This is a genomic window from Melaminivora alkalimesophila, from assembly GCF_000282995.1.
In the GTDB taxonomy this organism is placed as follows: Bacteria; Pseudomonadota; Gammaproteobacteria; order Burkholderiales; family Burkholderiaceae_C; genus Melaminivora; species Melaminivora alkalimesophila.
Genome location: NZ_ALEE01000067.1, coordinates 1 through 10,334, shown reverse-complemented (window position 1 = coordinate 10,334; position 10,334 = coordinate 1). Strand labels below are relative to the sequence as shown.

General features: G+C 70.5%; 11 protein-coding genes. 8 read left to right on the top strand and 3 right to left on the bottom strand.

Annotated features, from left to right (window positions below):
• Positions 1 to 748 (bottom strand): NAD(P)/FAD-dependent oxidoreductase (locus A612_RS00790; RefSeq protein WP_019372717.1); only part of this gene is annotated, 748 nt, incomplete at its 3' end.
• A 159-nt stretch (positions 749 to 907) separates the two neighbouring features.
• Here A612_RS00790 and sufB point away from each other — a divergent pair.
• From sufB to sufT, 6 genes are read left to right on the top strand one after another with little or no spacing between them, the layout of a single operon-like run.
• Complete coding sequence (gene sufB, locus A612_RS00785; protein ID WP_019372716.1) at positions 908 to 2,377, top strand: Fe-S cluster assembly protein SufB; 1,470 nt, start codon at positions 908 to 910, stop codon at positions 2,375 to 2,377.
• 47 nt (positions 2,378 to 2,424) lie between these two features.
• Positions 2,425 to 3,189 (top strand): Fe-S cluster assembly ATPase SufC, encoded by a 765-nt coding sequence (gene sufC / locus A612_RS00780; RefSeq protein WP_019372715.1) that lies wholly within the window; start codon positions 2,425 to 2,427, stop codon positions 3,187 to 3,189.
• Between the two features lie 4 nt (positions 3,190 to 3,193).
• Entirely contained in the window at positions 3,194 to 4,432 is a 1,239-nt protein-coding gene (locus A612_RS00775) for a SufD family Fe-S cluster assembly protein (RefSeq protein WP_019372714.1), read from the top strand.
• Between the two features lie 2 nt (positions 4,433 to 4,434).
• A complete protein-coding gene (locus A612_RS00770; RefSeq protein WP_040435402.1) occupies positions 4,435 to 5,697 on the top strand; it encodes an aminotransferase class V-fold PLP-dependent enzyme in 1,263 nt (420 codons plus the stop codon).
• A complete protein-coding gene (sufU, locus tag A612_RS00765) occupies positions 5,694 to 6,176 on the top strand; it encodes a Fe-S cluster assembly sulfur transfer protein SufU (RefSeq protein WP_019372712.1) in 483 nt (160 codons plus the stop codon). Before A612_RS00770 ends, sufU begins: the two co-directional genes overlap by 4 nt.
• Entirely contained in the window at positions 6,173 to 6,727 is a 555-nt protein-coding gene (sufT, locus tag A612_RS00760; protein ID WP_019372711.1) for a putative Fe-S cluster assembly protein SufT, read from the top strand. Before sufU ends, sufT begins: the two co-directional genes overlap by 4 nt.
• A 94-nt stretch (positions 6,728 to 6,821) precedes the next feature.
• Here the strand turns inward: sufT and A612_RS00755 are convergent, their stop codons facing one another.
• Both A612_RS00755 and xseA read right to left on the bottom strand, forming a co-directional pair.
• Complete coding sequence (locus A612_RS00755; RefSeq protein ID WP_019372710.1) at positions 6,822 to 7,403, bottom strand: superoxide dismutase; 582 nt, start codon at positions 7,401 to 7,403, stop codon at positions 6,822 to 6,824.
• A gap of 135 nt (positions 7,404 to 7,538) precedes the next feature.
• Positions 7,539 to 8,867 (bottom strand): exodeoxyribonuclease VII large subunit, encoded by a 1,329-nt coding sequence (xseA, locus tag A612_RS00750; RefSeq protein ID WP_019372709.1) that lies wholly within the window; start codon positions 8,865 to 8,867, stop codon positions 7,539 to 7,541.
• Positions 8,868 to 9,192: 325 nt separating this feature from the next.
• On the opposite strand from xseA, the gene A612_RS00745 reads away from it, so the two are divergent.
• Positions 9,193 to 9,825, top strand: a complete 633-nt coding sequence (locus A612_RS00745) for a MotA/TolQ/ExbB proton channel family protein (protein ID WP_019372708.1) — start codon at positions 9,193 to 9,195, stop codon at positions 9,823 to 9,825.
• Between the two features lie 31 nt (positions 9,826 to 9,856).
• The gene (locus A612_RS00740) at positions 9,857 to 10,288 is read left to right on the top strand and encodes an ExbD/TolR family protein (RefSeq protein ID WP_019372707.1); all 432 of its coding nucleotides are present in this window, start codon (positions 9,857 to 9,859) and stop codon (positions 10,286 to 10,288) included.
• Positions 10,289 to 10,334 lie beyond the last annotated feature (46 nt).

Below are 10,334 nucleotides of genomic sequence, written 5' to 3'. Positions count from 1 at the left end.
CGCCGATGACGGCCGGCCAGCCGCCGATCTCGGCGCCGGCCGGTGGCGCGAAGGTGAAGGCCGTGCGCCGGCGCGGCTCCAGGCCGATGGGCGGCACGCCCGCGAGCCGCGCCAGCTCGTCCGCCCAGGCCCCGGCCGCATTGACCACGGCACGCGCCTGCAGCTGCGTCCCGTCGGCCAGCCGCAGCTGCCAGCCTTCGCCGCGAGGCTGCAGCGCCACCACCTCGGCGTCGGTGCGAAGCAGCGCGCCGCGCCGGCGCAGTCCGCGCAGGTAGCCCTGGTGCAGGGCGTGCACGTCGATGTCGGCCGCGCCGGGCTCGCTCATCCCAGCGGCCACGACCTCGTGCCGCAGGCAGGGGACCTGCGCCAGCAGCTCGTCCCGCCCCAGGCGCCGCACTCCCGGGTTGCGCTGGCGGGCATCGGCCAGCATCGCCTCCAACAACCCGAGCTGGTCCGGCCGGGCCACATAGACCACGCCCCGGGGCGTGAGGATTGGTGCGCTGGTGCCGAACTCGGCAGGGGGTTCGTCGTAGAAGGCGCGGCTGGCGCGCGTCAGGGCCTGGATCAGGAGCGTGCCATACGTGGCGCTGTAGAGCGCTGCCGAGCGCCCCGTCGTGTGGTAGCCGGGCTGCGATTCGCGCTCCAGCACCAGGACGCTGCCGAAAGCGGCCAGTTCCCAGGCCACCGATGCGCCCGCAATGCCGGCGCCGACCACGGCGAAGTCATGGATTTGCTCGGAAGGGGGCATGGACAGTCTCCGGAAACTGGACGGCATCAAGGGCAGTCCGCATGGTAGAGCAGTGCCGGGCCTTCAATCTCCATGGCTTGCGTGAGGATTCCCGATCTGCCTTCCGCAGCCCAGGATAAAAGATGCATACTACATACATATTAAATCGAGAGGACCTGCATGCCCACGCCATCCGAGACCTCCCTCGCCCACGCCGATCCGCTGGCGCACGCGCTGGCCCGCCCTTACCAGCATGGCTTCGTCACCGACGTCGAGTCCGACGCGCTGCCGCCCGGCCTGGACGAGGACACCATCCGCGCCATTTCGCGCAAGAAGCGCGAGCCGCAGTTCCTGCTGGACTGGCGCCTGGAGGCCTTCGAGCGCTGGCAAGCCATGGAGCTGCCCGACTGGGCGCACCTGAACATCGAGCCGATCGACTTCCAGGCGCTGTGCTACTACTCCGCGCCCAAGTCCCTGAAGGATGGCCCTAAAAGCCTGGACGAGGTCGATCCCAAACTGCTGGAGACCTACGAAAAGCTGAACGTGCCGCTGCACGAGCGCGCGCGCCTGGCGGGCGTCGCGGTGGACGCGGTGTTCGACTCGGTCTCGGTGGGCACGACGTTTCGCGAGCAGCTGGCCGAGGTGGGGGTCATCTTCTGCTCGTTCTCGCACGCCGTGCAGAACCACCCCGAGCTGATCGAACGCTACCTTGGCACCGTGGTGCCGCAGGGCGACAACTTCTATGCCGCGCTGAACTCGGCCGTGTTCTCGGATGGCTCCTTCGTCTACATCCCCAAGGGCGTGAAGTGCCCGATGGAGCTGTCGTCGTACTTCCGCATCAACGCGCAGAACACCGGCCAGTTCGAGCGCACGCTGATCATCGCCGAGGAAGGCAGTTCGGTGAGCTACCTGGAGGGTTGCACGGCCCCGCAGCGCGACGAGAACCAGCTGCACGCCGCCGTGGTCGAGCTGGTCGCGCACGACGACGCCTTCATCAAGTACTCCACCGTGCAGAACTGGTATCCCGGCGACGAGCAGGGGCGCGGCGGGATCTACAACTTCGTCACCAAGCGCGGGCTCGCCGCCGGCAAACGCTCGCGCATCGCCTGGACGCAGATCGAGACCGGCTCCGCTATCACGTGGAAATACCCCTCCTGCGTGCTGCGCGGCGAGGGTTCGAGCGGCGAGTTCTACTCGATCGCCGTGTCCAACCACATGCAGCAGGCCGATACCGGCACCAAGATGATCCACCTGGGCAAGAACACCACCAGCCGGATCGTCAGCAAGGGCATCAGCGCCGGGCGCGCCCACAACAGCTACCGCGGTCTGGTGCGCATCAACCCCGGCGCCGAGGGCGCACGCAACCACACGCAGTGCGATTCGCTGCTGATCGGGCCGGATTGTGGCGCCCACACCTTCCCCTACGTGGACACGGCGCGCGGCGACGCCGTCATCGAGCACGAGGCGACCACGACGCGCATCTCCGAGGAGCGGCTGTTCTATTGCGAGCAGCGCGGCATCGACCCCGAGGAAGCGACGGCGCTGATCGTCGGCGGCTTCTGCCAGGCCGTGCTCGAGGAATTGCCCATGGAGTTCGCGCTGGAAGCCAAGGGGCTGCTCGCGGTATCGCTCGAAGGCGCGGTGGGTTGAGCCCGGCCGCCGATCACCAGAACCGGACAAACAGAGAAGGAACCCCCATGAACCACCCCACTCCCGTGCTCGAAGTGCGCGACCTGCGCGTGCAGGTCGGCGAGCGCACCGTGCTGCAATCCGTGTCGCTGGACGTGGCGCCGGGCTCGCTCACCGTGTTGATGGGTGCCAACGGCAGCGGCAAGAGCACGCTCGGCCTGGCCCTGGCCGGCCATCCGCGCTACCACGTGCAGGGCGGACAGGCCCTGCTGGACGGCAAGGACCTGCTGTCCCTGGCAGCGCACGAGCGCGCCCGCGCCGGGCTGTTCGTCTCTTTCCAGGCGCCGCCGGACGTGCCCGGCGTGAAGAACAACCTGTTCATCCGCACGGCGCTGAACGCCCAGCGCGCGGCGCGGGACGAGCCGCCACTGGATGCCTTCGACTTCCTGTCGGGCGCCAAGCAGGCGGCCAGCGACCTCGGCCTGCCGGCGGCGATGCTGGCACGCCCGGTCAACGAGGGATTCTCGGGAGGAGAGCGCAAGCGCAACGAGCTGCTGCAGCTGTCGATGCTGCGCCCCAAGGTCGCGCTGCTGGACGAGATCGACTCCGGCATGGACGTGGATGGCGTGCGCGCCGTGGTCGCCCTGGTGGAGCGCATGCGCGCCGAAGGCACGGCCTTCGTGGTGATCTCGCACTACCTCACCATGATCGAGCTGCTCGCGCCCGACGCCGTGCTGCGGCTGCAGGACGGGCGCATTGCCGAGGCGGGCGGAATGGAACTGGCGCGCACCATCGCGGAACACGGCTTTGCGCCCCAACCGGTGGAGGCCTGAAGCCATGGACCTTGCCGTGAGACCCCTGGACGACCCCCGGGCAGCGCGCGAGCACCTGCAGCAGCGCGGCTGGATCGCGCGCCGCAGCGAGGCTTTTCGCAACCTGCCGCCGCCGCCCATGGAGCTGTGGCTCGGCAGCGAGCGGCCCACGCACACGCACGACGACACTGCCGCCGCCAGCGGCTGGCGCATCGGCCTTCCCGAGGAGGCGGCCGGCACCCCGCCCGCCGTGGCGTTCGAGGAACTGAGCGCCCTGGAGCCGCAACAGCGCCGCTCCCTGCTGGCCGAGCTGCCCCACCCTGGCGAGACCGAGGTCGCACCCTTTGCCTGGGCGCACCGCGCACTGTGCACGGCGGGCGCACGCCTGCGCATCCGGGCGGCTGCAGAGCCGGTCTCCGTGGTGCTCCAGCACCAGCCGCGCTCGAGCGTCGAAGCGCCTCTGCTGGTCGTCGAGCTGGAGCCGGGCGCGCAATGCCGGCTGCTGGAAGTGCATGAAGGCCTGGACATGCCTGCCAACAGCGGTGCGCAGGTGCAGAACCTGCAGGTCCACGTCCTGCTCGGCGCCGGCGCGCGGCTGGAACACCTGCGCGTCGCGGCGCCGGGTGCGGGCGCGAGCCTTGCACACCACGTGGAGGGGCGCCTCGCGGCCGGCGCACGCTACGACCAGGCGACGGTCGCGATCGGTGCGTCCTACCACCTGCAGCGCAACACCGTCGAGCTGCTGGGCGAGGATGCGCTGGCGCGCCACTCCGCGCTGTTGCTGGCCGGCACGCGGCAACTGGACCACCAGCTGAATGCCAGTCTGCAGGCCGCCCAGGCGCGCAGCGAGGTGGAAACCCTCACGCTTGCGGAAGGCGGCGCGCGCTGCGGCAGCAGCGCCCACGCCCGCATCGCCCCCGGCGCGGACGAGGCCAGCATCCACCAGCGCCTGTCGGGCGTGCCGCTGGCCGGCAATCCGCGCCTGTTCCTGCGGCCCCACCTGGAGATCCTGCACGACAAGGTGCAGGCCGCCCATGGAGCCACCTGGGGCGCCCTGCCCGAGGATGCACTCTTCTATGCCCAGCAGCGCGGCCTGGACGAGGGCACGGCGCGGGCGCTGGTCATCGAGGGCATGGCCCGCGCGGTGCTGGAGCGCAGCCTGGGCGAGTCGCCCTTGCTGGAGGACTGGCTGGGAGGCGGCTGGCTGGCGCAGGCGCTGCGCCGGCAGCTGGGTGCGCTGCAGCCCGCCGGGGAAGGCCGTTGATCATGGACAGCTCCCATCCCCTGCTCCACCCCGCCCTGCCGGTGCACGAGCTGCGCGCGGACTTTCCCGTGCTCGCGCAGTCCGTCCACGGCCAGCCACTGGCCTATCTGGACAACGCCGCGACCACCCAGCTGCCGCGCGCCGTGCTGCAGGCCATGGAGCGTTTCGAGACGCAGGACCGCGCGAACATCCACCGCGGCGTGCACACGCTGAGCCAGCGTGCGACCGACGCCTTCGATGCCGCGCGCGCCACCCTCAAGGCCTTCGTCGGCGCGGACGACACGCACGAGCTGGTCTTCACCTCCGGCACCACCGAGGCCCTGAACATGGTTGCCCACGGCCTGTGGGCCGGCGGGCCCGGCCATGCCTGGCTGCGCCCGGGCGACGAGATCATCGTCTCCGGCCTGGAGCACCATGCCAACCTGCTGCCCTGGCAGCACGCGGCGCGCATGAGTGGCGCCGTCCTGCGCGTCCTGCAACCGGATGCCCAGGGACGGCTGCACCTGCAGGACCTGGCGAAGCTGCTGGGCGAGCGCACGCGCGTGCTGGCCCTGACCGCCACGGCCAACGCCACCGGCGAGCAGCCGCGCTACGCCGCCATGCTGGAACTGGCGCGCGATGCCGGCGCGCTGACGGTGCTCGACGCGGCCCAGGCCGTGGCCCACGCCATGCCGCCGCTCACGCAGCTGGCGTGCGACTTCATGGCCTTCTCCGGCCACAAGATGCACGGGCCCATGGGCACCGGCGCGCTCGTCGGCCGGCGCGAGGCGCTGGAACGCCTCTACCCGCTGCGCCTGGGCGGTGACATGGTGGACTGGGTGCGCCTGGATGGGGCGGGCTTTGCCGCCCTGCCCGCGCGCCTCGAAGGCGGCACGCCGAACGTGGCGGGCGCGGTGGGATTGGCGGCGGCGGCGCGCTACATCGACGCCATCGGCCGCGAGCGCATCGACGCCCACGTGCAGGCGCTGCGCGCCCAGGCCGCGGCCGGACTGGCGGCGCTCGACGGCGTCACGGTGCTGAGCCCGCACGCCACGCAGGCCGCGCTGGTCGCCTTCGTGGCGCGCGACGTGCATCCACACGACATCGGCACGCTGCTCGACGAGCGCGGCATCGCCGTGCGCACGGGCCACCACTGCGCCCAGCCGCTGCACGATCACCTCGGGCTGGGGCCGACGACGCGCGCCTCCTTTGCCCTGTACAACACCGCGGACGAGGTCGAGCGCCTGCTCGCCGGCGTGGCGCGCGCCCTGGAGGTATTGCGATGAACGACATGCTGGGCAGCGCCGAGGACGAGCTCTACCAGGAGGTCGTCATGGAGCACAAGCGTGCGCCGCGCAACTACGGCCCCCTGCCGGGCGCCACGCACGCGGCGGAGGGAACCAACCCCTCGTGCGGCGACCGCGTGGCGGTGCAGCTGCGCATCGAGGGCGATCAGGTGGAGGACATCCGCTTCACCGGCCAGGGCTGCGCCATCTGCATGGCCTCCACCTCGCTCATGACCGAAGCCGTCAAGGGCGGCAAGGTCGGGGCGGCCCAGGAACTGCAGCAGCATTTCCGCGGCCTGCTGACCGGCGAGGAAGCCCCGGGCGAGGCGCCTCTGGGCAAGCTGGTGAGCCTGAGCGCCGTGCGCCGTTATCCGAGCCGCATCAAGTGCGCCCTGCTGGGCTGGCACGCGCTGGCCCACGCCATCGCGCCCGGTGCGGGCAACGGCGGCACGCAGGCGGCAGGAGGGCAACCCTCATGATGCACCGCCGACACCGCGAGGACGTCCTGGTGCGCCGCCCGGTCCAGGTCGAGACCATCCCCAGCGGCCACCCGGTGGAGCTGGAGGCCGGCCAGCTCGCCCAGATCACCCAGGCGCTGGGGGGCTCCTTCACGCTGCTGGTCGAGGGCCAGCTGATGCGGCTCAAGGGCAGCGACGCCGACGCCATCGGCAAGCAGCCGCCCGAAGCCATCGTGGTCCCCGAGGATCTGCATATCGACGACCTGGAGCCGCTGGTGTGGCAGCAGCTGCGCACCTGCTACGACCCGGAGATCCCCGTGAACATCGTGGATCTGGGGCTGGTCTACCGGCTGGAATTCGAGCCCCTGGCGGAGCAGGACAAGGTGCGCGCCGTGGTCGACATGACGCTCACCGCACCGGGCTGCGGGATGGGCGAGTCGATCGCCAACGAGGTTTGCGACAAGATCCTGGCGCTGCCGCGGGTGGGCGAGATCACCGTGAACCTGGTGTTCGACCCACCCTGGGATCGCTCGCGCATGTCCGAGGAGGCGCTGCTCGCGCTCGGGCTCTGAAGGCTGCGCCCACAAAAAACCCCGGAGCGGTCTGCCCGGGGTTTTTCATGGGGCCGCCCTGCCCGCACGGGGAGCGGCGGCCGGACGCCCGGCGTCAGGCGAAGTTGCTCTCGGCGAACTTCCAGTTCACCAGCTTGTCGAAGAAGGTCTCGACGAACTTCGGGCGCTGGTTGCGGTAGTCGATGTAGTAGGCATGCTCCCACACGTCCACGGTGAGCACCGGCTTGTCCTCGGTGGTCAGCGGCGTGCCGGCGGCGCCCATGTTCACGATGTCCACGCTGCCATCCTGCTTCTTGACCAGCCAGGTCCAGCCCGAGCCGAAGTTGCCGACGGCGCTCTTGACGAAGGCTTCCTTGAAGGCGGCGTAGCTGCCCCACTTGGCGCGGATGGCCTCGGCCAGGGCGCCCGAAGGCTCGCCGCCGCCGTTGGGGGTCATGCAGTTCCAGAAGAAGGTGTGGTTCCAGATCTGGGCCGCGTTGTTGTAGATGCCGCCGCTGGATTTCTTGACGATCTCCTCCAGGGGCATGTTCTCGAACTCGGTGCCCTTTTGCAGGTTGTTCAGGTTGTCCACGTAGGCCTTGTGGTGCTTGCCGTGGTGGTATTCGAGCGTTTCCTGGCTGTAGTGCGGCGCCAGGGCGTCAATGGCGTAGGGCAGCGGCGGCAGGGTGTGTTCCATGGTGGTCGTCCTTCGTTGTTGCTTGTGGTCATGGGCCGCCCGCATGCGAGGCGGGCGGTGCGAACAAGCCATTGTAGGAAATGGAATGCCCCTTTCCTTGTAGGCGCTTGCCGCAATCCGATTCGCGGCCTGCGCCTACAGCAAGCGCGGCGGCGCGGCCACCAGGTCGAGTGCGCCCCCGGCCAGTCGCGCCTGCAGCGCGTCGCCCGTGCGCACCTGCGCCGGGTCGGTCACTGCCCGGCCCTCTGCATCCGTGAGCAGCGCATAACCGCGCTCGAGCACGCGCTGCGGGTTCAGCAGCTCCAGCCGCAGGCCGAGCCGCTCCAGCTGCTCGCCCTGCAGCGCAAGGCGGCGTTGCCACAGCTGCGGGAACTGCGCCTGCACGCGCTGGCGCTCCTGGTCCAGCCGCTGCAGCCGCAGCAACGCCGCATGCCGCATGCGCTGCCCAGTGCGCGCGAGCTGCAGCTGCTGGCGTGCCAGCAGGCCCGAGGGGCGCCCGAGGCGCTGGGCCGCCATGTCCAGGCGCTGGTGGCGCTGGTCGAGCTGGCGCTGCAGGCCCTCCGACAGCCGCTCGCCCAGCAGCTGCAGCGCCCCCAACCAGAGCTCGCGCGGCTCTGCTACCAGTTCCGCCGCCGCGGTGGGCGTGGGCGCGCGCAGGTCGGCGCAGAAATCGGCGATGGTGAAGTCCGTCTCGTGCCCGATGCCGCTCACCAGCGGCACCGGGCTTTGCACCACCGTGCGCGCCACCTGTTCGTCGTTGAAGGCCCACAGGTCTTCGATCGAGCCGCCGCCGCGCACCAGCAGGATGGCGTCGATCGGCGGCGCGCCAGCGGCATACCCCTCGCCCCCGCCCTCTGCAGCCAGTCGGTACAACTGCTCCAGCGCCGCGCAGATCGAGGCCGGCGCCTGCGCGCCCTGCACCAGCGCCGGCACCAGCACCACCGGGATGTGCGGCACGCGCCGCCGCAGCGCCGTGACCACATCGTGCAGTGCGGCCGCTCCGGGCGAGGTGACGATGCCGATGCCGCGCGGCAGCGTCGGCAGCGGGCGCTTCCTTGTCGGATCGAACAGCCCTTCGGCCTCCAGCCGGGCCTTGAGCCGCAGGAACTCCTCGAACAGCGCGCCCTGGCCGGCCCGACGAATGTCCTCCACCACCAGCTGCAGGTCGCCGCGTGCCTCGTACACCCCGATCCGCCCGCGCACCTCGACCTGCTCGCCGTCGCGCGGCAGCACCGCAAGCCCTTGCGCCGCGCGCCGGAACATGGCACAGCGCAGCTGCCCGTCGCGGTCCTTGAGCGTGAAATAGCAATGGCCGCTCGCCGCGCGCGAGAAACCCGTGATCTCGCCGCGCACCGCCACCGGGTTGAAGCGCGCGGCCAGCGCATCGCCCACCGCGCGGCACAGCGCCCCCACCGCCCAGACCGGGTCGCTCGCGGCGTCGACCGGCGGCTCAAGCACGGCCATCTCCGGGCAGCCCCGCGCCCCGCCAGGCGCCACCCATCCACAGCTGGGAGCCTGCGGCGTTGACAGCCTTCTGCGCGAATGTTTTCACGCACTTACTGTGAGCAACAGCACAAGTCATTGATTTATATAGGATTTCGCCTGTCTTTTTTTTCATCACCGCAGCGAAAGCAAGCACCGGTGCCGACTTGGGCCTGCTGTGCACGGGGTTTCCCACAAAGTTATCCACAGAAATTGGGGGCAAGAGGGACCGTGGTCGCGGCTCTGCGGGAGGCCTGCGGGGCTGCGCCATAATCGCGGGTTGCCTGGCATTCGAGCGGAGTGAGACGTGCTTTCCATCATACAAGCCGCAGGCTGGCCGATCTGGCCCCTGCTTGCCTGTTCCATCCTGGCGCTGGCGCTGATTTTCGAACGCTTCATGGCGCTGAAGACGGCCCGTGTGGCGCCGCCCAAGCTGCTGGATGAGGCGCTGTCGGTGTCCTCGCGCGGCGTGCCGGCGGCCGAGACGGTGAACCAGCTTGCCCAGAGCTCGGTCATGGGCGAAGTGCTGGCGACGGGGCTGCGCACCGTGGCGGCCCATCCCCAGGCTTCCGAGGCCGAGCTGCGCGCCGCCATGGAAGGCGCTGGGCGCGCGGCCGCACAGCGCCTGGAAAAATACCTGAACGCGCTTGCCACCATCGCCTCGGCGGCGCCGCTGCTGGGGCTGCTCGGCACCGTGGTCGGCATGATCGAGATCTTCGGCTCCCAGGGCGGCGCCGGCGGTGTGGGCGGCGGCGGCAACCCCGCGCAGCTCGCCCACGGCATCTCGGTCGCGCTCTACAACACTGCCTTCGGCCTGATCGTCGCCATCCCGGCGCTGATCTTCTGGCGCTATTTCCGCAGCCGCGTGGACGGCTACCTGCTCCACCTCGAGCTCGCCGCCGAGCAGTTCGTGCGCCACCTCATGCGGCTGCCGCGCTGACGGCGCGCCCTGCCCACCGGAGCGATCTGCCATGAACTTCCGCCCCCGCGCCAAGGAAGAGCCGGAGATCAACCTGATCCCGTTCATCGACGTGCTGCTGGTGATCCTGATCTTCCTCATGCTCACCACCACCTACAGCAAATTCACCGAGCTGCAGCTGACCTTGCCGGTGGCCAACGCCGAGCAGCTGCGCGACCGCCCGCGCGAGATCATCGTCGCCGTCGCCGCCGATGGCCGCTACGCGGTCAACCGCCAGACCCTGGAGGGCCGCAGCCCCGAGCTCGTCGCCCAGGCGCTCGCCGCGGCCGCGCAGTCGGGTAGCCAGGGCGACAGCGTGGTCATCATCAGCGCCGATGCCACCGCCCCGCACCAGGCGGTGGTCACCGTGATGGAGGCCGCACGCCGGGTCGGCCTGGTGCAGGTCACCTTCGCCACCCAGTCCTCGGCCGCCGCGGCGCCCTGAGGCTGACCGCATGAGCGCCCGCCTGCGCCGCCTCTGGCAGCGGCGG

Bases quoted from the DNA above. Each gene is read 5' to 3' on its own strand.
- sufB (WP_019372716.1), top strand. From the start codon at position 908: ATGCCCACGCCATCCGAGACCTCCCTCGCCCACGCCGATCCGCTGGCG.
- sufC (WP_019372715.1), top strand. From the start codon at position 2,425: ATGAACCACCCCACTCCCGTGCTCGAAGTGCGCGACCTGCGCGTGCAG.
- A612_RS00775 (WP_019372714.1), top strand. From the start codon at position 3,194: ATGGACCTTGCCGTGAGACCCCTGGACGACCCCCGGGCAGCGCGCGAG.
- A612_RS00770 (WP_040435402.1), top strand. From the start codon at position 4,435: ATGGACAGCTCCCATCCCCTGCTCCACCCCGCCCTGCCGGTGCACGAG.
- sufU (WP_019372712.1), top strand. From the start codon at position 5,694: ATGAACGACATGCTGGGCAGCGCCGAGGACGAGCTCTACCAGGAGGTC.
- sufT (WP_019372711.1), top strand. From the start codon at position 6,173: ATGATGCACCGCCGACACCGCGAGGACGTCCTGGTGCGCCGCCCGGTC.
- A612_RS00755 (WP_019372710.1), bottom strand. From the start codon at position 7,403: ATGGAACACACCCTGCCGCCGCTGCCCTACGCCATTGACGCCCTGGCG.
- xseA (WP_019372709.1), bottom strand. From the start codon at position 8,867: ATGGCCGTGCTTGAGCCGCCGGTCGACGCCGCGAGCGACCCGGTCTGG.
- A612_RS00740 (WP_019372707.1), top strand. From the start codon at position 9,857: ATGAACTTCCGCCCCCGCGCCAAGGAAGAGCCGGAGATCAACCTGATC.